Origin of the sequence: Neobacillus sp. C211, assembly GCF_051842875.1 — a bacterium.
GTDB lineage: Bacteria > Bacillota > Bacilli > Bacillales > Cytobacillaceae > Neobacillus.
Map to the genome: position 1 here is coordinate 1 of NZ_JBPXRO010000008.1, position 26579 is coordinate 26579.

Here is a 26579-nt window from a genome sequence, read left to right on the forward strand (position 1 = left end):
GTCCTGAGCCAGGATCAAACTCTCCAAGAAAGTTGATTCGCTCATTTTGTTACGTTGGCTAAAGTGAACTTTCTTACGAAAGATTCACTAATAAAAATTTTATTGACGTTTCTGCTTTGTTTAGTTTTCAAAGAACTATTTTGTGACAGAATAACATTGTATCATCTCGCCTCAATAAAGTCAAACATTATTTTTATATAATATTATTTGAATCAGCGAGGTTACTATCATATCAATCAATATCATTTTTGTCAACTGGTGAAGGATTTATTTTTTTAAGAGATATCATATCCTCTTTCGCAATGCCCTCATCAGATTTACTATATTACTATTGTATATTAATAAAGTCAACTAGTATTCTACAAACAAATATATTATTTTTATTTTTAGGATAAAGTTACAATGAAACAATTATGCAAAGATTAACTGAAAAACGCGGGAATGCAATGGTGTCACGCACCGCTAAGGAAGGTACTTGTATGACAAACATTAAAGATGTGGCGAAGATGGCAGGTGTATCTGTAACAACTGTTTCTCGAGTGTTAAATAATCATCCTTATGTAAGTGAAGAAAAAAGGGGTGCCGTATTAGAAGCGATTAAACAGAGTAATTACCAACAAAACATGAATGCCGTCCATTTAAGTATGGGGAAAACCTTTCTTGTTGGTGTCGTTGTTCCTTTTATCGATCACCCTTACTTCGCACTATTAATTAAAGGGATAGCGAATGAAGCGTTACAAAACAACTACAAGTTGGTTTTATTTCAGACCAATTACGTGGAGACCAGGGAATTAGAAGCCCTGCAAATGCTCAAACAAAAGCAGATTGATGCGCTAATTATTTGTTCTAGAAAGTGTGCGTGGTCGACAATCGAAGCATATTTACCTTTTGGACCCATTGTTTTGTGTGAAGATACTAGAGGCGAAAAAGTATCTTCGATATTTGTGGATCATTATAAAAGTTTCATGTTTGCTTTAGATTACTTGCATCAAAAAGGTCATCACAAAATTGGTTACTGCATTGGACGTAAATCAGGTACGAATAGTAGAAACAGGGAATTAGCGTATAAGCATTTTATCAAGAACTATCATTTGCCTTTTAACCCAGCTTATATTTTTGAGAAATGTCTTCACTTTGAGGATGGAGAAAAGGTAGTAAATCGGATTAAACAAATGTCTAATCCTCCGACAGCATTGCTAGTGACGAGCGATGAGGTCGCAGCAGGGATTTTAACTTGTGCGAAAAATTTAGATGTTAGGATACCAGACGACCTCGCACTAATTGGTTTCAATAATCAGCCCATTGCTAAAATGATGAATATCACCACAATTGAAATCCCCCTTGAGGATATGGGCCGGAAACTATTTTTACAAGGAATCATCAAAAATGAAGAGATTGCACAAAATGAAATTCCCGTGAAATTAATTGAGCGAAAAACAGTATAATCTCAAGTATCACTTGTCCTCTCCCTTCGAATTCTTACATTAAAGGAACTGCTAAAACAGAATTTTTTTTACAAACCACTTGACCTGAAACGCGTTTCATAAAATATTCTGTTTTTGCAGGAACTCACAACACGATGCCGGCGTGATCGGAATCCTCTGAGCGTAACGACCGTGTTGTGTTTAACGGAGGGGTAGAAAATGACAAAGCCTATTGTGTTTTTTGATATTGACGGTACGCTGCTTGACGAGGATAAAGTGATTCTGGATTCTACAAAGAAGGCCGTTCGTGTACCGAAAATGATCACAACGACAGTTCTAATCAAATCTAAGCTTTAAAAACAAGTGGAATATAAATCATAAATGTACTCCCTTTGCCGAGTTCACTCGTAACTTTAATGGTCCCTTTATGTGTGTCAACGATCCACTTGGCGATAGAAAGTCCCAAACCATGCCCTCCCATTTGCCGGGAACGAGATTTATCAGACCTGTAAAAACGTTCGAAAATACGCTGATAATCCTCTGGCCTAATTCCGATTCCTGTGTCCTGAACAGAGATACAAAGCTGTTGTCCTACTATTGATAGGGAGAGCTTAACCTCACCGCCCTGCGGGGTGTATTTTATCGCATTGTCTAAAAGTATATATAATAGCTGTGATAGTCTTTGCGGATCACCGACTGTAATCAGCGAACCCAGTGTATTCAATTGGAATGTGATTTGCTTGGAAACTGCCAGAGGACGGACGGACTCAATTGCAGTTTCTGCCTGAGGACGGAAGTCAAAGGTCTCTAGACTAAGTTGGATTGTATTTGAGTCGGAACGGGCTAAGGTTAATAGATCGTTCACCAAATGTGTCATCCGCCTCACTTCTTGCCTCATATTCGAAAGTATTTTCTCTACCATGTCTCTCTGTTGTGGTTCGATTGTCATTTCCACCGCATCGATTGAGGAGAGCAAGACACTCAATGGTGTTCGTAATTCATGTGAGGCATCTGCCACGAATTCGCGCTGCCTTGTAAATGCCCCGCTAATCGGAATCATCGCTTTTTGTGACATAACCACACTCATATAGATGGCGATACCCAAAAACAAGCTGCCTATTGCTATCAGAATCAGCAATAGAGAGTGGAATAACTGATACGTAAATGTAATGTCTTTTCCCACATACAACTGCCCAATGAATTGACCTTTGTCGTAAATGGCTCGACTTGTAATTATTAGACGAATATCTTTAGGTGCCTCACGCGGATGAAAGCCCCCCTTCATTCCCCTTCCGTTTGAATTTCCTTCATCATGCAGTGTTTCCTTTCGAATTTCTCTTTCGTTTTGAAATCTTCCATTTATTAGCTGCAGTAAATCAGAGCGCAAGCGGGGATCCGATTCATTCCCCATGATGATTTCTCCCTTAGAATTAACCATATAATAAAAGAACTGATTGACTCCAGCAAACAACAACTCTTGGTCATCCATTCCTTGGAGATCATTCTGTTCATTTTTTAATAAATAACTCTCAATAAAATTTGCTTCCTGATTCACTAATGATTGAAGTTCTCGTTCCTGGTTGTTTAGGATAACAACGTGCAGGACGATATAAACGATCGCAATAAAAAAGATTAGAAAGAGCATGAGCAGTCCACCATACATGCGTGTTAATCGGCCTTGTGTGCTCTTAAAAATATCTTTTTCACCTAGGTTTGTGAATGTCTGTATGAATGAGCTAAATTTAGTTACCAAACTTATACCCTACCCCTCTGATGCTTTGAAGCAGATTTTGTTTTCCGAAAGATTGGAGTTTCTTTCGGATTAATTTGACTGTCGCATCTATGGTTTTAGGGGCTACCTCTGAAAAGCCCCAGATTCGCTCAAGAATTACCTCACGCGGCAGGACCTGTCCCTTATTTTTCACCATTAAATCTAATAACTGAAATTCACGAGGGCTTAGTTGAATTTCCTCTCGATCTAAACGTACAATATGGCTCTTCCGATTCAGAACCAATCCATGAATTTGGATCTCGTCCTCCAAAATTGGTGCATAATTCCGGCGGGAAAGTGCACGCAGCCGAGCTAAAAGTTCGTCAATTTCGAATGGTTTGACAAGGTAATCATCCGCACCAGAATCTAATCCCTCGATTCGGTCACCAACGGTATCTTTTGCGGTTAACATCAGAATTGCACCCGAATAACCCTGTTTACGCAATCGGCTGCAAATTTCTACACCCGTCCCATTTGGCATCATCCAGTCCATGATTACTACATCGTAGTGGGCAGAGGTGGCGTAATAGTAGGCATCTTCTCCGTCTACTACCCACTCAACCTGGTATCCGCCCTTCTTTTTAAGCATATAAACAATCAGCTCTCCGAGACGTATATCATCTTCTGCTAATAATATATTCATGGTATGAACCCCTTTTGAGATAGATTTTTAGATGTATCTATTCATCTCTAGTAACACAAATCTAGCATCGCAATCTTAAAGTTTGCTTAAGAAAAGATAATGATATAAAAAAGAAGCACCATAAATCATGGGTGCTCCTTTCTCGTCCTATTTTACGATTTCTTCTAATTGCAGTACTTTTTCATTTTTTAGCTTTTCAAGTTCCTTATTCAATTCTTCCTCGTTTACAAAGTTGCTGTACGCTGCATCATACTGGGCTAACGGTGCGGAAAACTGCTGGCCAGCTTGTACCTCTGCTTCCATCATTAAAATCCGTTCCTCCGCACGGGCCACACCTCTTGTAATGTTGTCCGTTCGGAAGGACACTGTTGCATTTTGAATCTGCTTCATCGACTGCGCCACATTCGCGCGGGATGCTAAAAGGATTTTCTTATGCTGCATTTGATTATAGGTCTCTTTCAGCTCATTTAATTTTTCGATAAGTATTTGAGTTTGGGCTTTAACCGCTTCATATTGTTGCTTGTAAAGGTCTAGCTGCTTTTCATGGACTAGTTTCTCTTGCACCGCTAACTTCGCGATTCCATCCTCACTCTGTTCAATCGCTAGTTTCGCTTGACGCGCACGCTTTGCTACCAATCCTTCGGTTTCCAAAATGAGAGCAGCTTGTTTATTCTCCACAAAAATTTGACGAGACAAGGCTTTCTGGCCTTTTAGAATTTCTTGCTCCATTTCTCGTGAATATTCATTTAACATCGCAATTGGATCCTCGATTCCATCTAGTAACCCATTGATTTCTGCCATCGTTATCGTCTTCACTCTTTTAAAAATACCCATTTTACACATTCTCCTTTTTATTGGTTAAATTTTTTTCCCATGTATCTAAAATACTTGCATTTTGATTTATTACCGGTATATGTGAACCCACTGGTGTGTTAATAAATTGTTTCATCGATGAGACCTTTTCCTTCTTTCTAAACCATCTCACTAAGAGAACCACAACAGCTAGTCCAATTAGAAGGCCGAGCCAAGGAACCCCTCCGCCGTGGTGCGGTCCGTTCATAAGCTGGTGAGAACCAAAGCTACCTTGTTGTCCCATGGCCCCTCCAGGTCCAGGGCCATATCCGTGCGGTCTATTCTCATAACTACTATGACTATGACCGCTAAATAAATAGTGGAGTACATTGACCACCAAAATCATGACGGCGATTCCCATACCCCAGAAAATACCTTTTCTCACTTTCGTATTCATCTCTCTTTCCTCCTTTCTACTTGATACCTGAAGTCTAATAGAGAATAGTGAAAACTTGGTGAAAGCCTGTCACGTTATTTAAAATTTCTCAAAAAATAGAAAAGGTGTCAGGCACCATGTGAAAAATTCACATGGTGCCTGACACCTTTCATTCTACTTTTTTTTCAGGGCATAAATTTTTTTAGCATATCCTTTGTTTCGGAAGCGGCAAAGCTTGCTTCGACACTATTACGGTAAATTTGCTTATAGTCATCTTCACTTATATTGAATTCTTTAAATACGATGTTACATTCATTCGCCATTGTAGTATCTGAGACGGTCCGGTTGTCCGTATTAACTGTTACCTTGATACCATCCTTATGAAACTGATAGATTGGATGTTCACTAAACTGGTTCACTGCTTTTGTTTGCACATTACTTGTTGGGCACATTTCAAGGACGACATGTTTTTCCTTCACAATGTTGTATGCTTCAGCACAATCCTTTATGAATACGCCGTGTCCAATTCTCTCTGCACCTAAAAGTTCAACCGCCTCTAATACATTCTTCCCTATGCCTGTTTCACCCGCATGGATCGTAACTCTATAACCATATTCTCTAGCTAAGGCGATCGGTTCTACGAATTTCCCACAAAACCCTTCCTCTTCCGATGCGCATAAATCGATGGCCACTACACCCTCTCCAAGGAATTTCTTCCCCTTCTCAACGACCTCAAAGGCACGGTCCGCAGACATCGTTCTCATACAGGAAAGAATCAAGTTGCCCTTTATATCAAATTGCTTTTCAGCATCCTTCATTCCAGCTAAGACGCTTTGGATAATAACTTCAAGGTCTAATCCCCCTGCTGTATGAAGGAGTGGCGCAAATCTTACTTCCATGTATTTCACATTTTCCCGGGCCGCATCCTCAAAAAGTTCAAAGGAAATCCTTCTAAGATTTTCCGCTGACTGCATAACTAAATTAGGAATAGAAAATTTCTCTAAATATTCATCCAGGGATTTGCAATCTAATGGAGCAATGAGCTCTCCTTTTATCTCGTCTATTTTCATAGAGGGTAAACTGATACTCTCTCTCTTTGCGATATCAATGATTGTTTCAGGTCTTAGACTCCCATCTAAATGGCAGTGAAGTTCAATTTTGGGTAAGGTTGCGAAATTCATGTTGGATCTTTCCCTTCTAATTTTTGTTTGGTAAAAAAGTGAAAAAAAAAATTCCTGATTACGAAGAAAATACACATCCATGTATCTTCTTCGTAATCAGGAATTTATAGGTTCCTGGTAGAGACCTCCAAACCATATCATTGGAGTTATACGAAATTTTTATTAAATTACTATTGCTCAAGAATAATAAATCTTATTTTTATTGTCAAGTGTTTAAGTTTCGATTAAACCGGCAATATTTCCCTTTCTATTCGGAAGCAACTTATTTATTTTTATAAAAACGATCTCTTACTCTTTTCAACCGGGCGTGATAATTTAGAATGTCCAGTCTTGCTTTTTCTGCTTCTGGTGCAATCGGTCTTAATTTTTCCAACTCCCAATAATCAACAATCACATCTAAAACTTGATCAAAATATTCCAAAGGGCCGTAGTTTGCTTCTTTCGCTATAATGGCCATGCGATCTTCAAAATCAGGCATTACTGTTCCAGGCATTTGAAAATTCTTAATAACATGTCCTAAATGATAACAGTAATTGGGTTCTAGTTGCAGATGAAATTTAATCACGTCCCTGTAAAAGGCATAATGCAACGTTTCATCCTTTGCAAGTCGGCGAAGCAGACTAGCTAAATCCTTATCATGCGAACCAGCTACTTTGGCAACATTATTATAAAAAACCATGGTTGCCAGTTCTTGTAAAGAGGTATAAACCATGGTTTCAAAAGGCGTATGGTAATCAGGATTCCAGCCATTCTCAACCGTTTGTTTGTGTAATTGGTGGAGTCGCTTCGGATCTACATTGCGTGTAATTAATAAATACGTTTCAATCAGGTTTGAATGCTGATCTTCTTCCGCAGTCCAAGTATGGACAAAATCTTTAATAACCGTTAAAGAACCCTTAAACGTTTGATCGAGATGAGAGGTAAACCATGGCAGGTTTACTTCGGTTAAAAGAGCCGTTTCAACCGCAGTAATAATGGACGGCGGGAGTGTGACCTGACTTTCATCCCATGGAACACGTCGAAAATCCATAGCCTTATCCCATGGTAAGAAATCATGGTAACCCCAATCTATTTTTTCAGACCGTTTTTTATGTTCTTCATATAAATCAATAAGTTTAGGCTCTAACCTAAAGTCCAAATCATTCGTTAACATCATAATCCCCCGTTGTTGTAAAAATTTATTTAGGTTTCCTGACAAGCGCTATTTCCAAATTCCAAAAATAGGACCACTTATAAAATCTGGAAAAATAGTTATTTTAATATCTGATATTAGTACCTACTACCAACCAAATTGTAGCACACTATTCTGAATTTATCTAACTGAAGGGATTTTTAATATTCTCAGGTGTCAGGCACTCTATTCATGATGAAGATGCTGAATCTTACAATTACTTTACATTCTTTTAACACCAGCTTAAGAAAAAATTCTCTATTCCCTTATACAATAAAGTAAATAATATCAAATGGAGGGATTGGATGAAGATTACCGTTGCTGGAGCAGGATATGCAGGGCTAGTCACAAGTGCTTGCTTAGCAGAATTAGGGCATATGGTGACATGTATAGACATTAAGAAAGAGAAAATTGACATGCTCCAAAATGGTCGTTCTCCAATTTTTGAGCCTGGTCTTGAATCTCTTTTAGAAAAAAATCTCCATAACGGTCAATTGAATTTTACAGTGAGCCATCATCAAGCCTATTCAGAGGCTGAAGTCATTTTTATCGCGGTCGGAGCACCAAAAAAACATGATGGGTCACGGGATCTAAAATACATCCATGTAGTTTCACACACGATTGCTCACTATATCGAAAATGATGTAACCATTTGTACAATAAGCAAAGTTCCAGTCGGCACAAACGATCTTATCCAACAAATTATTAATAGAAGCAAGCCCCCTAACCTACTCGCAAACGTTGTCACCAATTCCGGGTTTCTTCGGGAAGGCTCTGCAATCCAAGATTTTTTCCACGGTGACCTAATCGTAATTGGAACCAATCATCCTGAAGCAGCAACAATAATCGAAAAAATTTATCAACCATTGAAAATCCCAATAATAATAACAGACATCCGAAGTGCTGAAATAATTATATAAGCATTGAATGCAAAGGGGAATAGACAATGATAAGAATGCTACATGTATTTTATGGTTATGAATGTAGAGTCCTACAGAAAGTAAACAGCCATTTTGATAAAAAGCTATTAAATCTTTTTTTTCGCACGGTTACACACCTTGGTGGAGCAAGAATTACTATCGCGGCGGCTTTTTTTCTGATAATCCTCTCGCCAAGGGAGATCAGATTGATTGCCATTGCTAGCGCACTTGCTTTATCAGCAAGTCATATACCTGTACATTTTGCAAAGTTGCTATTTCCTCGTAAAAGACCCTATTTAATGATTGAAAAAACAAAGTTTCCTGCTAACCCATTACAAGATCATTCTTTTCCTTCAGGGCATACGACGGCAATATTTTCAGTTGTGACGCCATTTGTCTTATTCATACCTCTACTTTCTTATGTCCTAATCCCTTTAGGGCTATGTGTAGGCATATCTAGAATTTACTTAGGTCTTCACTATCCTTCCGATGTGATTGCTGGAGGAATTCTAGGTACCCTCTCTGGGAGCCTATTCTTTTATTTATTGTGTGTTTGAGAGTTCAATTAGGAGGGATTATATGAAAATTGCTATTTTCACAGATACCTTTTATCCGGACATCAACGGGGTTGCTGGGACACTTAAACGATTGACTTCCTATTTTGAAGATCAGAATATTGATTTTAAAATTTTTGCACCCGATTCAAATTCCAGCGACTATAGTTCTACGAATATTCATCTTTTTAAAAGCAGTTCCTTTTTCTTATACCCTGAATGCCGCTTAGCTTTTCCAAATCTTCTTCAAATCAAGTCAGAGTTACAACACTTCTCTCCTGATATAATTCATGTTGCGACCCCCTTTAATATCGGCCTTTGTGGTATTTATTTTTCTAAGAAATTAAACATTCCCCTTGTTGGTTCCTATCACACCAATTTTAATCATTATTTACACTATTATGACCTTCATTTTCTTTCAAAAATCCACTGGAAATACATGCTCTGGTTCCATCGAACATGCAGAAAACTCTTTGTCCCCTCAACTGAAACATTCCTACAGCTTAAGCACCATGGATTTTCAAACTTAGAACTATGGCCTAGAGGTGTGGATTGCCAGCTTTATCACCCCTATTATGATAAAAACGCTGTTCAGTGTCATTACAGTACACAAGGAAAATACCTGCTTACCTATGTTGGCAGATTAGCACCTGAGAAAGATATCAAAACACTATTTGCCGTCGCAAAATCAATCCCAGCTGAAATAAATGAAAAATTACATTGGTTAATCGTCGGTGATGGCCCATTACGCGAGGAACTGCAAGCCCAAGCAGTAGCTAATATGACCTTTACAGGATACCTATATGGAAAAAGCTTAGCCGAAGTCTATTCAGCATCTGATCTATTGGTTTTTCCCTCACCTACTGAAACCTTTGGAAATGTTGTTCTAGAGTCCCTTGCGAGTGGAACCCCTGTCATAGGAGCAAAGTCTGGAGGTGTTAAGAATATTATTAAAGAAGGGATTACAGGGGATTTATGTAAACCAGGTAATGTTCAGGAGTTTAGAGATGCCATTATTCAGATTTTAACGGATGATGGATTGCGAGAACAGATGGGAAACGCCGGAAGGGATTACGCATTAACACAGAGATGGGATCGGATATTTGAAAATCTAACTTGGCATTATACGAATGTAATCGAAGAACAAAATGGACAAAAGTATGCATGATTAATTTAAATAAAAAAAGTGAAATGGAAGGACCGTCCTTCCATTTCACTTTTCGCAATTTTACGGATTAACTTTAGTGTTAAACACTTGCTTACCGTCTTTATATTCTAAAACAGTTGCTGATTTAATTGGATTGTGGTCTTTATCGATAGTGATCTTACCTGTAATCCTAGACAAATCTTTTGTTTTCTCTAATGCTTCTTTAATCTTTGTAGTATCCGTACCGCCAGCGCGCTCAATCGCATCAGCTAATAGATAAACTGTATCATAGCCAAGAGCATTAAATGCATTAGGTGATTCACCATTGAACTTTTCTTTGTATGTCGTTACGAATTTTTGAATATTTTTATCTGGATCTTCAGATGTGTAATGGTTTGTGATAAATGTATTATTTAAAGCGTCAGCTCCAGCTAATTCCACTAACTTCGGTGAATCCCAGCCGTCTGCACCCATTAAAGGAACAGTGATACCCATTTCACGAGCTTGTTTCACGATTAAACCAACTTCTTCATAGTATCCAGGAATAAAAATGAATTCTGGATTTTTGGCTTTAATTCTAGTTAAGGTTGCACGGAAATCAGTATCTTTCGCAACATATGCCTCTTCAGCAACCACTTTACCGCCAGCCTTTTCATATGTCTCTTTGAATGAAGCTGCTAAACCTTTCGCATAATCACTAGCGCTATCTGCAAAAATAGCTGCATTTTTTAAATTTAATTCCTTCGTAGCGAAATTCGCTGCAACGATCCCTTGGAATGGATCAATAAATGAAGTACGGAAGACGAATTCGTTCAATTTTCCATTATCCCCCACGGTTACGTTTGGACTTGTTCCCGATGGAGTTAAAAGAATTGTTTTTGTATCATTTGCGATTTGAGCCTGTGCCACCGTATCACCACTAGTTGCCGCTCCAATAATGGCTGTAACTTTGTCTTGACTTGTTAATTTAATGGCACCGTTTGTAGCTTCTGCTGCTTCGGACTTGTTATCCACTTTAATAATCTCTAGCTTTTTACCCTTTACTCCACCAGCTTTATTAATCTCATCAACTGCAATATCGATACCGTTCTCAAGTGACTCCCCGTAAGAAGCAACCCCGCCGGATAACTCTAAGTTAACTCCAACTTTAATCGTTTTACTGTCACTGCCTGAACTTTTTGGTGCTCCTGAACAACCTGCAAGTATTCCAGCTAATAAAGTGGAAGCCATAAACATTTTTGCCCATTTTTTCTTCATTATAATGACCTCTTTCTTTTTCTGATTTTTCTGACATAACAAAGCGTAGATTGATAGCCTTTTATGATTCAAAATACTTTTGTTTACTGTCTTAACTAATTGATAAATATTATTTTAAAACAATTTTTTCGATTCGTCTAGTATATTATTCGATTTATTTAAATATTTCTGATTTTTTTGATTAATAGTGTTTTTGGTAGCGCTTTCTTTTGCGTATCACCAATAAATGCTATTCAAATAATGTTTTGTGGTTCACAAAACATTATACATAAATTTTATCGACGTATGAATAATCCGATAATGGTTCTTATTATTCATTTGAAAAAATAATATGGTAAAAGAGAGTCTCATTCTGAAGGTTATGGGGGTGTTTGCTCTGAAAATATTACGGCTTGGCCATGCCATGTACGTTCTAAAAAGTAAGGTTGGGAAAAAGTATCTTATTGATCCGTTCTTTGATTTAAATCCTGGCTTTCCTCCACAATTAAACACTGCTGATTTCTACCAATCTATTGATTGTGTATTTTTAACCCACGGCCATTTTGATCATACAAGCGGTCTTACGAAGTTGGTTGAACATAAACCTGATATTATGATTGTGGCACAATACGAGCTGGCTCTCATCCTTTTGCAGCAAGGAATTAAAAATGTCCTTCCCATTAATTTAGGGGGTTCCGTTTCCTTTGAGGATGTAAATGTAACAATGGTACAGGCAAAACATACTTCTTCCTATGGTGAAACCCAAGGTCCACCCGTATATGCCGGTGAATCAGCAGGCTATATTTTCGACTTTAATGACGATTGTACTCTTTACCACTCTGGTGATACGGCATTAATGTCAGATATAAAGTTAATTCAGGATGTATATGAGCCGGAAATTGCGATCCTTTCTTCAAGCGGCCATTTTACAATGGGACCAAAAGAAGCGGCCTATGCTGTAAAAAACCTATTAAAAGTTAAATATGTGATTCCCAGTCATACCTTTCCGACACATGAAACAGCTGCCTCTCCTGAATCATTAGCCCAATTATTAAAGGCTTTTCCTGTTGTTGATTTTATGATTGATAAAGACAACGAGTTAAAAGAATTATTAAAGGATTATCCAAAAACAGCCGTGATTACACTTTCTTATGGAGAAGAAACAGAGTTCGTTAAAAACCTTTGGTCAGAAGCTTTAGTTAATAAGGAATTCTCATGATTAGCGAGGCACCCTTAGAGAGGGTGTCTCCTTTTTAAATAAAAGAGTGTCAGGCACCGTTCGTGGACATTTGTCCACGGGTGGTGCCTGACACCTTTAGCTCTGTTCTCTTCCAAGCACTACAGCTGTGGTATTTTTAGTATTGAAGGAAGAAATCCGAAATGAAAGGGTAAAGTCTTCGAATTTACAACGATATTTTTCTAGTTGGTCCTGCCCGCAGGAATTGCTGCCAAGGCCGTTTTGTTTGTAGTCTATATTCAAGACTATGTAGTCCCGCGGTTTTAAATCGACCGTATGCTTGGCAAGTTCTAGGTCACTAACTTCATAGTGTGAAGCACTGAAGTCAAATTGGTCATTAGCGATGAAAATGAGGCCATTAGACTGACGATCTGTTATGCTTACCCAGTCACAATCAGAACGGTTGCCGTTTTCTTGCGGTTTCACGTAGTTTGTGAACAACTTATCAACTGTTTGACGGTAAACACCTAAGTGATTTGCTTGCTTCGAATCCACATAACTTTCACCAGGTCCTCGGCCGCGCCACTGAGTATCGATAAACTCTTTAGTCAAGCGCATATTCACACCGAGACGCGGAATCATGTCCGGTGCATTTTCTTTCATACCGGATGCAATTCCATTTATGCTGCAAAGAATATCACCATCCGGATAGACTCTATATTGATAGTTTATTTTATAGTACCAAGAACTGTTTGTTGTACCGTACAGTGCATCTGTATCCCATTCGAATACTCCGTCTTTCAACTCATAGCGGATATCCTCAACAATTTCATGTCCGAGATGCATGAAGTATTTTGTTCGATAATCAGTAAGCAAGTACATATCATTGTCAATTGGTGCACGCCAGAGGTTGAACTGCGGACCCTTTTCAATCTGGATTTTCCCATTTCGGGTAACTTGTTTTAGTGTTCCTTTGACGCAATCGAACGTGATGGTAAAATCAGTGCCACTAACGTTTAGTAGCGCTCCCTCTTTTTTAATGAGGAGCTCGCCATCACCGTGAGCTTTTAGTGATTTTGGCTTTCCTGGGAGCACAAAGGAAGCGTTCGCTAATTCATGTCCTTTCGGTGCCCAAGGTGTATCCTGATTTAATTTATATGAAAATACAAAATAGTAATGGGCTCCACTAACTTTTTCTATGTCCTGTCCAACTGGCAGCAAATGAATCTCTGCTATTTCACGCCCAGCTAGTTTTGGAAGCTTTACATCAAAGGAATCAACCAATCGATCATCCTCAAATAACGAACATGTTAAATCCAAATGAGCTAATGATAAGAAATCATATCGATTCATCAGACGGAAAAGGCCCTTCTCGATATCAATACATTCTGTTTGAACTGGTTCAATCACTTTTTTATACTCATATAGACTTGGGGAAAGTGAACCATCCGGCATGATTAATCCATCGATACAGAAGTTTCCATTCGTCGGGTCATCACCAAAATCACCGCCGTACTGATAGTAAACTGTACCATCCTCTGCAACAGCTTCAATTCCGTGGTCAAACCATTCCCAAACGAATCCGCCTTGGAGTTTATCATACTGATAAAATAAGTCCTGATATTCTTTGAGATTTCCAGGCCCATTCCCCATAGCATGGGCATATTCACAAAGAATATGGGGTTTTTTAGACTTTTCAATAACCTGATTCATTGTCCTTCTTTCCTTATGTTCAAGCCATGTATACATCGTGCTGTATACATCGGTCACCTCTGCTTCAAAATCTCCCTCATAATGAACAAGGCGCGTTGGATCCATTTCCTTTGCTCGCTTGGCCATAGCTCGGAAATTATCACCAAATCCAGACTCATTCCCTAGCGACCACATGATAATACAAGGATGGTTTTTATCACGCTCAATCATCCGCTCAAGCCTTGAAACATATGCCGTTTCCCAGTCTGAATCATTACTGATCCAATCATACTTTCCTGTCAATTCAAAGCCGTGACATTCTAAATCCGTTTCATCAATCACATACATCCCGTATTGATCACAAAGATCATAAAGGTATGGGGCATTCGGATAATGAGCCGTACGGATGGCGTTGATATTGTTTTGCTTCATTGTCTTGATGTCGCGCTCAATTTCCTCTCTCGTCACCACTCGGCCTGTCCTCGGGTTGTAGTCATGACGATTCACGCCCTTGAACTTAATGGCCACACCATTTACGAGGAATCTATCCTCGGCCATGACTATCGAGCGGAATCCTACATGCTGATGTACCACCTCAATAATTTTTCCATCTTCCATTACTGTCATATAGAGGTTGTATAAATAGGGCTGCTCTGCACTCCATTTTAAAGGTGACACTATATACTTGCTTAAAGGCTCGTTTACCTTTTTTTCCTCGATAAAAACTGGCTTGCCTTCTGGATCAATTAATTCATAGGTAATGATTTGGTTACACTGTTCCGTCAGCTCAACCAAAACAGTTAAGGTCGCATCCTTCCATTCTCTATCAAGCTCTGTCGTTACGGTAAAGTCATATACGCCAGAAACCGGCCGAGTATATAGTTCAACATCACGGAAGATCCCGCTCAGCCACCACATATCCTGGTCTTCAAGATAGGTCCCATCTGACCACTGGAAGACGCGGACAGTCATGGTGTTTGCACCTTGTCTGCATAGTTTCGTAATATCAAATTCTGATTGAATCCGAGCTCCCTTACTAAACCCAGAGAATTCTCCATTTACATACAATTCGAAGGCAGAATCGACACCATTAAAACGAAGGATTAATTGTTCATCATCCAAATTCCGATCGAACTCAAACTCTCGACGATAAATGCCCGTTGGGTTTTCGGTTGGGACACGGGGCGGAATAATCGGAAAATTGTACCACAGATCAGAATAATGCATCTTCCCGTAGCCTTGCATTTGCCAGTTGCCAGGAACAGCAATTTCGTCCCAAACTTTCGTATCCAAATCGTCATCATAAAAGCCATCCGGCCAATATTCGGGAGCTTCGAGGAATACAAATTTCCATATTCCGTTAAGGTTTTGATAGTAGCGACTATTGGCCACATCATGTGTTTCAGCCGCACTAAGTGAAGGATAGCTGATAAAGTGAGCACGGGCACTTAAACGGTTTATGCCATCTGTATGGATGTCTTCCCATCTTTTTAGTTTTTTCATCATTTAACCTCTCAATCGTTAATATGTTTTTATTACAAAACGCAGTGTTTTGAGATGTAGTCGACTTACCTTCTCTTTAATCCTTTATTGAATCCTCTTGACTAAGATGTTGTCCAAGGATAAGGAATACGCTCGAGGTCCATGTAAATGCCGGATCACGAAGTCCAGATCCAGTTAGAGCATCATAGTTTTCCGCCATGCCTGACTTGGTTGCCATTGAACAGAATTTCTCTGCCACCTCGAGAGCTAATTTCTTTTCACCGGATGAGACCAAACCATCTACTAGAAGCATAGTTGTTGGTGCCCAGATTGGGCCGCGCCAATAACCATCTTCCCTGTAAAATGGACTGTTTGGCAGCTCGGTTGCCAATCCATATTCTGTTAAAAACCCCTTGGTCTTTATATCTTCTACCAATTTCTTTAAGATTTTCGGTGGAAGCCTATTTCCAAGAATCAGAGGAACATACAAAACTAGACTGTCAGATTCGATTGTTTCATGTGTGCCTGACCGTTTTGCTACAAATCGTTGTCCGTTCCAAAAATGTTCAATCATTCTATTTAACAATGCTTGGGACTCATCCATCCATTTTCTAGCTTCCTCATTTTTTCCAAGCTTACAGGCTAATTCCGACAAAACTTCCATTTGCAGCACTAGAAAAGATGATAGGTCGGGACTTTCAACCGGAGTCCCTTTGTGGAAAATTGTACTATTATCCCAACCACTGTCATTTCCGTGATTGTATTGAGGGATCCCGTCTTTGTCACTGTCCTGGAAAGTCAGCCACCACTCCGTCCATTTAACAAGTGGCTGATAAACTTCTAGCAGTTTCTCCGCTGTAACAAAATCGTTTTGTTCCCACATGCACCTTAGTGTCCAGCCATGGATAGGCGGTTTTGTGAAATTCCACAACACAGACCTGTTATTGGCGAAGTCTGGCAGCATCCCAGATTCATCCTGCAAATCAAAAAAGATCATAAACTGATCCCAGGCGAGGTCGGGGTTATTTTTTGCTAACGCCAGGGCATTAAAGCAGTGATCCCAGCTCCAAATGTTTGTCATCCAGTTCTTCGACATGTACATCGCGGGCCTGGTCAGGATTCCTTCAGGCGCCACCACGCATGACCAGGTAACATAAGCCGCCATTTCTTTCCCTCGGACATACTTTTCAGGAATCTCCAGGGCATTCTCCACCCAAGACTCATATTCCTTTGTAACGGTAACGTGCCCTTCCGTAAAAGCTGAGTAGGAACGGGGCTGGTAAACGGTTGTAAATTCCTCTATTACACCTTCCATCTCCCCGAAAGGATGCTCTGGAAGAAAGTCGACAATAATTTTTTCACAACGCTGTTCAATGAAAGGTGCATCCACGACGAGGCGTCCTTTTATCGAAGTAAGCATATACCGCATTTCCTGACGGGAGTGATTAACTTCCCAGCGATCATCTTCCACAGGAACAGCATAATCATAAGCTCCGGTAATTCCTGTCAGTCTGACCCCCACGCTATGACTTCTTATCTGTAAAACGAGGGCTTCTGTTATACAAAATTCTGCAAACCCAACCTCATTTTCGAGCCGGAGCATGCTCGGACTTAGTACTGCCTTATATGGCAGGAGGTTCCCCTTATGTATAAGATCAATTCGGAACACCTCTCCAAACTCATTGTCTCCATTTCGGATATTACGAAGGTAGAGGGGGCTATCACCCTCCTCTTGGTGATTTGGTGAAATTGTCATAAATGAACCATAACGGCTAAAGGGGATTTTTTTTATATCAAACATAAACTTCACTCTCTTTCACCATTCATTTGTTATCCCATCCTGGTTGTTTACTCGGAATTCTGAATCTGCTTCAAAGAATTTCGGTCTGATAATATAAGTAAAGTACACATATCCAAGCAAGAGAAGCAGACCTGCTAAAATAAACGGAAGTGTATAATTTTTTCCAGCTAGGATGGTGCCGACTAGAAATGCAGCTAATGCAGAACCAATGCTACGGAACACGGCTCTCATCCCCGCATACAAATCACGTTCCTCATCCTTAAATGATGACATCGATAAACTGTCAACCAGATTGGTCAGCACGGTAAAAACCCCGCCCCTTACTAATAAAAGTGTCGAAAAGAAATAAGGATGGATGTTTAAAAATAAAATAAAACAAAGAAGGATATTCACCATGTAAATATAAAGAAATGTCTTTTTCACCCCGAAGCGGTCAATCAGTACCGGAGAAAAAACAGAACCTATAAACAATGCCAGACCATTTAGAGCCAGTAGTATCGATACACCCTCATTCGAGAAATCGAAACGGAACTTAATAAATAAATTCAAGTAAGGCTGAAGGCAGGATACTGCACCGCCAGTAATCAGTGCGAAGACAGCAAATAACAGCAATTTTCGCTGAAAATCACTCGAATGCTTACCTTGCCTTTGAAGGAAAGCATTCGGTTCAGAATCTGTTTCCCTTCGCTGGTTTAAATCCTCCCGTGTAACTTTTTTCCTTCGCTGCTCTGCAGGAAGCAGGCCTCCTCTTACACAGGCTAATAATAGAAACAATATTGAGGTAGTAATTAATGTATTTTGGTAGCCTTTCTCTGAAAGTTCAATCCAATTAGGCAAAAAACCGCCAATTAGTGTTCCCGCTCCCGTAAATGCAGTAAAGACTGCGAATAAAAAGCTATAGGCCTGGGTTTCTTCCCTTTTTGAACGGCTATAATGGAACAACAACTGTATTTCCGTCGTTTCCACAAGTGTTAGGCCAATGGACACCACAAATTGAGCCAAAAAAAAGAATACAAAGCCTTCTGCAAAAGCAAAAATGCTGCATCCAATGGCAATACTTGTTATCCCTGTAACAAGCAGCTTTTTCCGACCTGCTTTTTTAGCCAGGATGCTTACAGGAATTGCAAAGATTCCCATTACTAAGATCCCCATCGATGTGATGAGTCCAATTTGCTTTTCTGTAATACCCATTTCAATTAAATGGAGATTCAAGATCAAGGTAAACATTCCAATGCTCAGCCCGTACAGTGATTCAGTGGCCAAGAAACGTTTCACACCAGACGGCATAGTAAGAAATCTTAATGACTGTATCATAGAGTGTTTCAACCTTTCATTTTTAAAAAAATTTCAGAGGAATCTCCCCGTCAATAAACTAACTAATCAGAAGGGGCTTATCCCTTCTGATTAGTTCCTGTTTTGCGAAACAAATAAATACTTGTTATCCCTTTACCCCTGACTTAGAAACATCCTCCACTATATAGCGCTGTGCCGCGAAGAAGAGCACAAGCGGTGGTATGCTGATTAGGAAGGTTATCGCCATGATTCCTTCCATATCAACGCCAAACATTCCTTTGAACTGCGCAAGTCCAAGCGTTAGTGTATATTTGCTCTGATCATTCAAAAACACAAGCGGTCCTAGGTAATCGTTCCAGCAATTCAACATGCTGAACACCCCCACTAGAATTAATACCGGTTTCATGAGCGGAAGATAAATTTTATAAAAAATTTGAAAAGAGTTGGCTCCATCTATTCTTGCTGCTTCATCCAGTTCTTTTGGTATGCCCATGATAAACTGGCGCATCAAGAAGATATAAAATGGGGCACCGAACCAGGCTGGAACAATCAACGGTTTCAACGTGTTAATCCAGCCAAGGAAGTTAAATTCCATATATAAAGGAATCATGGTCACTTCCCACGGAATCATCATCGTGGCAAGAAGCACCATAAACAAGAAGTCTCTTCCTTTAAATGGAAATCTCGCAAACCCATAGGCCACTAGCGATGAGGAAACAATTTGGCCAAGAGTTGCCAAGATTGTTACCGTTAGTGAATTCATCAGAAATTGCGTAAATGGCTGAGAAATCCATGCTTCTTTAAAATTCTCAAAATGAAGACTGGAAGGAATCCACTTTGGCGGGAACAGATAGAGCTCTTCGGGCGATTTTAACGATGTCGTCATCATCCAAAATAATGGCGCCAAAAATAATAGCGAGAAAAAGATTAAGAGACCGTATATAAAGGTTTTTTCAACCCTGCTTTTCATTTTCATAGTAAAACCCCTCGTATCAATAGATTGGCTGCGATTTTATTTCTTCTTCACTTCTCCTTCGTAGTACACCCAGGCAGACGAGGATTTAAATACAAGCATTGTTAAACCTAAAACAATCAAAAACATAAACCACGCATTTGCGGAAGAATAGCCCATTTTAAAATATTTAAAGGCATTTTCATAAACATACATTGCGTAAAAATACGTTGAATTGAGCGGCCCTCCGCCGGTTAATAGCAGGGCTAACGTCAATTGTTGAAAGGCAGCAATAATCGTTGTGATGACATTAAATAGTATGGTTGGAGTCAAGAGCGGTAAGGTAATTTTGAAAAACTGAGTTATTTTATTAGCTCCATCGATGGATGCAGCTTCATAAAGTTCACCCGAAATACCTTTTAAACCTGCCAGGAAGATTAACATCATCGTACCTTGACCCCAAAGGCTTGCAATCACCATCGCAATAAGTGCCCAGCCCGTCTCATTGAGCCAGTTAGGACCTGTGATATCAACCAAGGAAAGAAAGTAATTTAGAATACCGTATTCACCGTTAAATACCCATGCCCAGATCATCGCAAGAGCAACGCCGGAAATGACGGATGGGAGGTAGAAAAAGGTTCGGAAAAAGGAGTGACCTTTAACGTCTTGATTCAACAAAATTGCTAAGACTAGGGCTACAATGATATTTAAAGGGACGAACAAAGCGGCGAATTTCACCGTTACCCCAAGTGATTTCCAAAACAGCGGATCATCCATAAACATGGTCTTATAGTTATCAAGCCCGATAAATGTCGCCTCACCGACAACCGGCCAATCATAAAAGCTGATAAATAGAGAATATAATAACGGTCCGAGCGTGAAAGCAAGAAACCCGAACACCCATGGGGAGATAAAAAGAAGTGGGATAATCTTGTCCCACTTTATTTTCTTTTTCTTATTTATTTCCACATAGGGTGTGGGAGAAGCAGGTAAAGAATTCAACATGAACACCCCATTTATTTAGTCTACTTCTTCATGTATTTCTCAGAATCGTGAACAGCTTTATTTAGTAGTCTCTCAGCATCTTGCCCAAGCATAACCGCATTTACGGCTGCAGACAGGTTACGGTTGATTTCATTCCAATTGCTGTTCAAAAGAAAGGCTGGTGTATCGTCAGATCGTTCAAGCATTTTATAGAACGGACTGATCAATGGGTCCTGCTCCATATTCATTTCCTTTACCACACTGATTCGAACTGGTAAATCAGCTGTACGCATTTTAATGGCTTCTGTAGAGGAATAAAACTTTACAAATTCATAAGCAAGATCTTTATGTTTAGAATCCTTTGCTACCGAAACCGCTGATGAAGCAATAACCCCTTTTGCCGGCTTTTCGCCAAATTTCGGAACTTCCACCGTTCCGAAATTAATCTTAGCTTCTTTAAAGCCTTCTAATGGCCAAATACCGCTTTCCCACATGGCGATTTTTCCTGCCTTGAAAATATCATCACCACTTTGCTGATTTTTCCCACCAACGAGAACAGCGCTTTTATTTTTAAGAAGATCACTTAATATTTGAATTGATTCAATGGTTTCAGGACTGTTCATATAGCCCTTAACTTCTTTCCCATCATTACTAATGAAACTGCCACCATTACTCCATACCAACCCTTGGAGATCATAGGTATCTGGCTCTGGTACTATCCCAAAACCGAATTGCTTTTTACTTGGATCAGACAATTTTTTGGAAATTTCCTTAAAATCATTCCATGACCAGCCATCCTTTGGATAAGGAACATTTGCTGCATCAAATAAATCTTTGTTATAATACACAACCCGTGTTGTAAATCCAGCAGGCATGCCGTAAATTTTCCCATTCATACTGGAATAATTAAATAAACCTTGGTAAAAATCATCCATATCCAATTCTGTATCGCCTTCGATGTACTGATCAAGTGGCTCGAGTGACTCGTAATATGCTGGGAAATTCCACATATACATCATATCCGGTGGATTTTTCGCCCCAAAGGAGGCAGCCAACTTCTGGTCAAAGCCATCACCGTAAGCTTCCACTTGAACCTTAACACCTGGATTCTTTTCCTCAAACTTTTTGGCAATATCCTGTTGAATTTTCAAAGCCTCTCCGGAGTCCCAGGTAGCAAAGCGAAGTGTAATATTGTCTTTTCCATCCTTCTCTTCTCCAGTTCCGCCAGAAGTTTTTTCCCCTGAACTGCTGTTGGAACAAGCAGCCAAGGAGAAGACGCTAACTAAAAGTAAAATCATTGCTAAGATGCTGATTTTCTTCATTCTGAATTTCCCCCTCTATAGAAAAAAATTAACCGCCTTCATTGTACTTCTAATGAAAGCGGTCTCATACTGAAATTCATCTTAACTTGTTAGTAATAATGTTTTAATGTTCTGTGAAATTTATGGGATGGGGGTAAAATTGTCCGGATGGATTCTCCTTTTTGTTTGACGATAATCAGATGGTGTTTGTCCGGTACATTTTTTAAACCATTTACTAAAATATTTACCGTCATGTACCCCGACTTTCTCCCCTATTTCCTGTAAAGTGAGAGAAGTGGTTTCAAGCAATGCACTAGCAGCATGGAGCTTTAATTTTTCCGTAAATGTATAGAAACTTTCTCCAACTGACTTACTAAAAAGGGTACTAAAATGACTTCTGCTAAGGCCGACTTCATAGGCAATATCAACTGAAGAGTGGGATTGTGATAAGTCTCTAGTAATCAGTTGAACGGCTTTTTGAATCGGTTCCGGCCATTTTTCATTAACCTCATTAATTACGGCTTCAGCTAGACTAGAGTCTTGTTCTTTATGTTGTAATTTTTCTATTTCATCAGAGAATTGCTTTAGATATTCTTCAAATTCATCATCTTGAAAGGCCGTTTTTAAGATATAACCTGAAGCACCCAACTTAATGCCTTCCTGCGCATATTCGAAATCCCGGTGGCAGCTTAATAGCAGGATTTTTGTGTCAGGGGCTGCTTGTTTAATTTTCCGGGCCAGTTCTATGCCATTTTGTTCTGGCATGACAATGTCTGTAATGACTATCTCAGGGGAATGCTCTTGAAACACTTCCCAGCCTTTCTGACCATTGGAGGCATCCGCCACTACTTCCATATTGTATTTCTTCCAATTCACCGTTGCCATTAACCCTTTACGGACGATATATTCATCATCAACTACCATGACTTTGATCATTGCTCATCCTCCTTTTTGGCCAGCGTATTTTAAATGTTGTTCCACTCTTCGGTTTTGATTCTATTGTAAGACCATATTCACTTCCAAAATGAAGCTTTAGCCGCTGATCCACATTAAACACGCCTATTCCACGGACTTTATCCTTAGGCGACTGTTCATTAAGTAAGTTTAAGGCCGTTTGTTCACTCATTCCTTTACCATTATCACTCAAGGTAAGTTCAAGTAAGTCTGATTTATCCTCAATAGTTAATTCAATAATTCCCTGTCCGTCTTCAAAGGCATGGAAAAAAATATTTTCAAATAATGGCTGTAGAGACAACCTGGGAATTAAATAATCGGAGCATTCTGGGCTGACCTTTTCATTGTAATCAAACATATGTCCATAACGGATTTCCTGCACCTTCAAATAGTGGCTTATCGTAGCCAGCTCTTTTTTTAATGGAATCAATTCATCAGAAAAATTGAGATTTTCATGAAGAACCTCCGTTAGATGGTAAATCATTTGCTGGACTTCCTTGGCATGACTAAGTCTTGCTTTCCACTGAATGGAGTTTAACGTATTAAACAATAAATGGGGATTTATTTGGTAATGAAACGCCCTTAACTCTGCTTTCCTTTTTAACCGTTCCGTCTCACCGATTTCATCAATTAATTCCTTAATTTGCTGGACCATCTGATTAAAGCTGATTGTTAATTTTCCAATTTCGTCGTTTTCTTTTACATGAATCTGAGTCTGCAACTCGCCCACACTAACCAGTTCCATTGATTCCTTCAGCTTTTTGATTCGTTTTGCAAGCGGTGCTGAAAAGACCATCGCTAGTAGGATTGCGAGAATAATTAAAAAGAAAATGCCTAACATAGTATAGTTAAAAATAACCTCAGAGGATTGATAAAACAGTTTTTCAGGGACTCGGACTTCAATTTTCCAGCCATAGGCATCAATATTTTTCACCCTGACAATATCGCTTAAAAGCCGCTCCCTTTTTGTTTTTGTTCGGTAAAGGACTTTATTCTTTTCATTATGAATGGTTACAAAGGCGTGAACATCCCGTTCAAGGTACTTAATATATGAAAAAAGCTCTTCGGCATTTGTCTCAATTAACAGTTTGCTTCCTTTTAAAATGCCATATTGGCTCTGGATCGGCAATACTAGACCAATCATTGGTTCAGGCGGTTTGCTGCTGTCATAATGATTAGATTCATAAAATCCAATCCATCGCTCTCCTTGTTTGATTTTACTTGCTTCCTTCCAAAACGGCATTTGAAACAGTTTTTGTGAATTAAGATGGTTTCCCCCGTAATAATAGCCAGAACTCGTTATTAAGTAGATTCCTTTTGTATTAAAAGTTCTATGGGCTTCAAGGAATCTTTCAAAATTCTTTTTCTCTATGAATCCTTCATAGGTTCTTGGAATCTCTTCTTTGATAACAATTAAGGTAGGGTCGGATAAATATTGATGAATATCGTTTGAGACGACAAACATCTGATTAATCGTATTTTCTAATTGTTTTTCAAGCTGTGATACAGCAAAGTTTTCATAATCATTAAATTGCTTATTCACAATCGTGGATGACTTTTGATAGGAGAGATAGCCAAATAGTAGGAGAGGTATCAGTGCCACCACGATGAAAAACAGCATCAACTTGGTACGAAAGCTTCCATACAATTGATTCTTAAGATTTAAGGTAATATTTTTAATAACTTCGATCATCCTATCCCTCTTCAAGTCCAGTGGTTTTCGTATGTTATCACTTTGTGCATAACAGCAAGTCTTTTCCTTTTTATTCGTAATCGTTTTCATAAATCTCCCTTATCATAAACCAGAGTTGTTCCAATTTCCATAGACATCTCTGGAGTTTTTGAATGGTAGTTACGACCACTTTTATGAAAATAAAAAATGAAGCATCAAAGAGAGAAAACTTCCCTTGATCCTTCATCCAGATTTACAAATTTTCTATAATTCAATCTTATATTGCTGCTCACTTATGCCATCCTTAGTGAAGACTCGTTCCATGTATTGAATTTCTTTATCTGACATCAACATGACGGTCGAGCTTCTCGTCCCGTAGTTCCCGCTTTTGATAAACAATGGCGAAAGCATTCTTTCCCATTCTAAAGAAACGCCCGTGTGCGGAAGAAGTTCGTCTGGAGCTTGATCTGCATTTTGGAGGAGACTCAAAAGCCGTTCTACAAGTTCGACCTGTTCCCCGTTGATGATTTTGGACATGCCTTCCTTGCCTTTTTGCACCTTGGGCCATTCAGTATTTAATAAATGGTTGCTGACTCCATAAATTCCAGGCTCCACCTTCTGAAGTTCCTGCCCTTTATTTGAATAATAATATAGTTCCGTTCCGTCCCCTGCTAGTAAGTTATAGCCAGGATACAGATCCTTTTTCTTTACAAGACTTTGCATATAATCCTTTATATTTCCTTTATGTTTCAAGGCATCGGCCACCAACTCACCTCTCGAACGCTTTCCTTCCGTTACTTCTTTTGGGTCGCGATAATTGGTCAAGGCCGCAAAACGTCCAGATGTGGTAACACCCATCCAAGTGCCCATTTTTTCTAAATCTCTACCGGCAAGGATGTCAAGTCTGTCTTCCCAATAATGAGCAGGGGCAGTAGGCCGCCCGTATAATTCATCTCGGTTTGCCGCTACAAGGAGCTTGTAGACTGGATGGACTCTATAGGCAAAAACGATTAAACACATATACAATCACAGCCTTAAAAATAATTTAACCGGGGGTTTTTTTATTGGAATAATGTCGTTCATCATCGAAACTAATTTACTAAACTCCAGGCCCAAACCGTCTTTTTGATCTATTAAGTATAATGTATCCAAATTCACTCCATAACCTCCATGTGGAAAAATAAACCACAAGTTATTATTCGCCATGTCTCTAGAAAATCCTTTTAACATAGTGGAATCCCAAAGCGTTTTGTATCTTTTAAGTGCTAAAAATGCATAAGGAAAATAAATCTAATCCTGATTTTAATCGCAAGGTTGGAAATAATAATAGCTACGACCTAATTTAATTTGGAGGTGTGTTTCCATGTCAGAATTAGAGCCCTTAGAATACGAAACAGGGACTGCTATCCGCGAATACGACATTATTGATATTACCCAAACAGCCAACGGGTATGAAGTACTGCTTGATATAGAATTAGACAGCGGCTATTCCTTAGCAAGAACCAAGTTAGAAGTTACCAATGAGGACTTATTAGGGTATGAAACAAAAGAAATTGAGGAAGGGATTAAATTTGCCTTAGGGTTTTTCAATCATTAACAACAAACTAATATTTTTGAGGGCAAATCACTATGAACTGTGTTAAACTAACCAACGACGTTAGAAGAACGTACATTAATAATGGAGTGGTTAAATGAGTAGTGCGAAAGGGAAAGGCGGAACAGGCAGAGGAACCGGCAAGAAGGGCTGGACTCGTTGGCAAGCAGGTGTCAAAAAAGCTAAAAGCGCCAAACCATATGTCAGTAAAGGTGTTAAAAGAGCAAATGACGGAAACAACACCAGCAATAATAAAGGTGACACATCCGAAAAATAGTAATAATACAAAGACTCAGGGGAACCCCATCCCCCGAGTCTTTATTTTCCCCAGCAAACGACCTTTTCAAAAAAAGCACCAATCCGCCACGTAAGGACAAATGTCCACGAGTGGTGCCTGACACC

At 39.3% G+C, this 26579-nt stretch carries 23 protein-coding genes, 1 pseudogene and 1 riboswitch; of the genes and pseudogenes, 8 read left to right on the top strand and 16 right to left on the bottom strand.

Annotated elements, in window-relative coordinates; genetic code table 11:
- Positions 1 to 479: 479 nt before the first annotated feature.
- Both ACSU6B_RS09435 and ACSU6B_RS09440 read left to right on the top strand, forming a co-directional pair.
- Positions 480 to 1445, top strand: a complete 966-nt coding sequence (locus tag ACSU6B_RS09435) for a LacI family DNA-binding transcriptional regulator (protein ID WP_410884650.1) — start codon at positions 480 to 482, stop codon at positions 1443 to 1445.
- A gap of 198 nt (positions 1446 to 1643) precedes the next feature.
- Positions 1644 to 1736 (top strand): annotated as a pseudogene (locus tag ACSU6B_RS09440) (HAD hydrolase family protein); the annotation flags it as partial.
- Positions 1737 to 1770: 34 nt separating this feature from the next.
- On the opposite strand, the gene ACSU6B_RS09445 reads toward ACSU6B_RS09440, so the two are convergent.
- From ACSU6B_RS09445 to ACSU6B_RS09470, 6 genes are all read right to left on the bottom strand, one after another.
- Positions 1771 to 3069 (bottom strand): sensor histidine kinase, encoded by a 1299-nt coding sequence (locus tag ACSU6B_RS09445; RefSeq protein WP_410884652.1) that lies wholly within the window; start codon positions 3067 to 3069, stop codon positions 1771 to 1773.
- A 97-nt stretch (positions 3070 to 3166) separates the two neighbouring features.
- A complete protein-coding gene (locus tag ACSU6B_RS09450; protein WP_410884654.1) occupies positions 3167 to 3838 on the bottom strand; it encodes a response regulator transcription factor in 672 nt (223 codons plus the stop codon).
- 147 nt (positions 3839 to 3985) lie between these two features.
- The gene (locus ACSU6B_RS09455; RefSeq protein ID WP_410884656.1) at positions 3986 to 4672 is read right to left on the bottom strand and encodes a PspA/IM30 family protein; all 687 of its coding nucleotides are present in this window, start codon (positions 4670 to 4672) and stop codon (positions 3986 to 3988) included.
- A gap of 1 nt (position 4673) precedes the next feature.
- Positions 4674 to 5087 (bottom strand): hypothetical protein, encoded by a 414-nt coding sequence (locus ACSU6B_RS09460; protein ID WP_410884658.1) that lies wholly within the window; start codon positions 5085 to 5087, stop codon positions 4674 to 4676.
- A gap of 164 nt (positions 5088 to 5251) precedes the next feature.
- On the bottom strand, positions 5252 to 6247 hold the full coding sequence (gene add, locus ACSU6B_RS09465; RefSeq protein ID WP_410884660.1) for an adenosine deaminase: 996 nt from the start codon (positions 6245 to 6247) through the stop codon (positions 5252 to 5254).
- Positions 6248 to 6320: 73 nt separating this feature from the next.
- Positions 6321 to 6421, bottom strand: a riboswitch (purine riboswitch).
- 88 nt (positions 6422 to 6509) lie between these two features.
- Positions 6510 to 7400 (bottom strand): acyl-ACP desaturase, encoded by an 891-nt coding sequence (locus ACSU6B_RS09470; protein ID WP_168245907.1) that lies wholly within the window; start codon positions 7398 to 7400, stop codon positions 6510 to 6512.
- A gap of 323 nt (positions 7401 to 7723) precedes the next feature.
- Here ACSU6B_RS09470 and ACSU6B_RS09475 point away from each other — a divergent pair, with 323 nt between their 5' ends.
- The 3 genes from ACSU6B_RS09475 to ACSU6B_RS09485 are packed head-to-tail and all read left to right on the top strand — an operon-like array spanning position 7724 to position 10060.
- The gene (locus ACSU6B_RS09475) at positions 7724 to 8338 is read left to right on the top strand and encodes a hypothetical protein (protein ID WP_214997677.1); all 615 of its coding nucleotides are present in this window, start codon (positions 7724 to 7726) and stop codon (positions 8336 to 8338) included.
- A 26-nt stretch (positions 8339 to 8364) separates the two neighbouring features.
- Entirely contained in the window at positions 8365 to 8895 is a 531-nt protein-coding gene (locus ACSU6B_RS09480) for a phosphatase PAP2 family protein (RefSeq protein ID WP_410884663.1), read from the top strand.
- A gap of 22 nt (positions 8896 to 8917) precedes the next feature.
- The gene (locus ACSU6B_RS09485; protein ID WP_410884665.1) at positions 8918 to 10060 is read left to right on the top strand and encodes a glycosyltransferase family 4 protein; all 1143 of its coding nucleotides are present in this window, start codon (positions 8918 to 8920) and stop codon (positions 10058 to 10060) included.
- A 60-nt stretch (positions 10061 to 10120) separates the two neighbouring features.
- Here ACSU6B_RS09485 and ACSU6B_RS09490 read toward each other — a convergent pair whose 3' ends face one another.
- On the bottom strand, positions 10121 to 11296 hold the full coding sequence (locus ACSU6B_RS09490) for an ABC transporter substrate-binding protein (protein ID WP_179195696.1): 1176 nt from the start codon (positions 11294 to 11296) through the stop codon (positions 10121 to 10123).
- Between the two features lie 367 nt (positions 11297 to 11663).
- On the opposite strand from ACSU6B_RS09490, the gene ACSU6B_RS09495 reads away from it, so the two are divergent.
- Entirely contained in the window at positions 11664 to 12494 is an 831-nt protein-coding gene (locus tag ACSU6B_RS09495) for a metal-dependent hydrolase (RefSeq protein ID WP_410884667.1), read from the top strand.
- A 96-nt stretch (positions 12495 to 12590) separates the two neighbouring features.
- Here the strand turns inward: ACSU6B_RS09495 and ebgA are convergent, their stop codons facing one another.
- The 9 genes from ebgA to ACSU6B_RS09540 form a co-directional block, all read right to left on the bottom strand.
- Entirely contained in the window at positions 12591 to 15650 is a 3060-nt protein-coding gene (gene ebgA, locus ACSU6B_RS09500; RefSeq protein WP_410884669.1) for a beta-galactosidase subunit alpha, read from the bottom strand.
- 73 nt (positions 15651 to 15723) lie between these two features.
- Entirely contained in the window at positions 15724 to 17427 is a 1704-nt protein-coding gene (locus tag ACSU6B_RS09505; RefSeq protein WP_410884671.1) for an amylo-alpha-1,6-glucosidase, read from the bottom strand.
- Positions 17428 to 17442: 15 nt separating this feature from the next.
- Positions 17443 to 18741: an MFS transporter gene (locus tag ACSU6B_RS09510; RefSeq protein WP_410884673.1), complete on the bottom strand. Its 1299-nt coding sequence runs from the start codon at positions 18739 to 18741 to the stop codon at positions 17443 to 17445.
- Between the two features lie 124 nt (positions 18742 to 18865).
- Positions 18866 to 19696: a carbohydrate ABC transporter permease gene (locus tag ACSU6B_RS09515; protein ID WP_410884675.1), complete on the bottom strand. Its 831-nt coding sequence runs from the start codon at positions 19694 to 19696 to the stop codon at positions 18866 to 18868.
- Positions 19697 to 19732: 36 nt separating this feature from the next.
- The gene (locus ACSU6B_RS09520; RefSeq protein WP_410884677.1) at positions 19733 to 20677 is read right to left on the bottom strand and encodes a carbohydrate ABC transporter permease; all 945 of its coding nucleotides are present in this window, start codon (positions 20675 to 20677) and stop codon (positions 19733 to 19735) included.
- A gap of 20 nt (positions 20678 to 20697) precedes the next feature.
- Positions 20698 to 21978: an ABC transporter substrate-binding protein gene (locus ACSU6B_RS09525; RefSeq protein ID WP_410884679.1), complete on the bottom strand. Its 1281-nt coding sequence runs from the start codon at positions 21976 to 21978 to the stop codon at positions 20698 to 20700.
- Positions 21979 to 22098: 120 nt separating this feature from the next.
- Positions 22099 to 22893, bottom strand: a complete 795-nt coding sequence (locus ACSU6B_RS09530; RefSeq protein ID WP_410884681.1) for a response regulator transcription factor — start codon at positions 22891 to 22893, stop codon at positions 22099 to 22101.
- Positions 22871 to 24604 carry a sensor histidine kinase gene (locus ACSU6B_RS09535; protein ID WP_410884683.1) on the bottom strand — a complete coding sequence of 578 codons (1734 nt, stop codon included), beginning with the start codon at positions 24602 to 24604 and terminating at the stop codon, positions 22871 to 22873. Before ACSU6B_RS09535 ends, ACSU6B_RS09530 begins: the two co-directional genes overlap by 23 nt.
- Before the next feature lie 243 nt (positions 24605 to 24847).
- Complete coding sequence (locus tag ACSU6B_RS09540) at positions 24848 to 25603, bottom strand: NRDE family protein (protein ID WP_410884685.1); 756 nt, start codon at positions 25601 to 25603, stop codon at positions 24848 to 24850.
- A gap of 343 nt (positions 25604 to 25946) precedes the next feature.
- On the opposite strand from ACSU6B_RS09540, the gene ACSU6B_RS09545 reads away from it, so the two are divergent.
- Together ACSU6B_RS09545 and ACSU6B_RS09550 are read left to right on the top strand one after the other, a co-directional pair.
- Positions 25947 to 26180: a hypothetical protein gene (locus tag ACSU6B_RS09545; protein WP_214997672.1), complete on the top strand. Its 234-nt coding sequence runs from the start codon at positions 25947 to 25949 to the stop codon at positions 26178 to 26180.
- Between the two features lie 94 nt (positions 26181 to 26274).
- Positions 26275 to 26454 carry a DUF3934 family protein gene (locus ACSU6B_RS09550; RefSeq protein WP_168241740.1) on the top strand — a complete coding sequence of 60 codons (180 nt, stop codon included), beginning with the start codon at positions 26275 to 26277 and terminating at the stop codon, positions 26452 to 26454.
- The last annotated feature ends 125 nt before the right edge of the window (positions 26455 to 26579 follow it).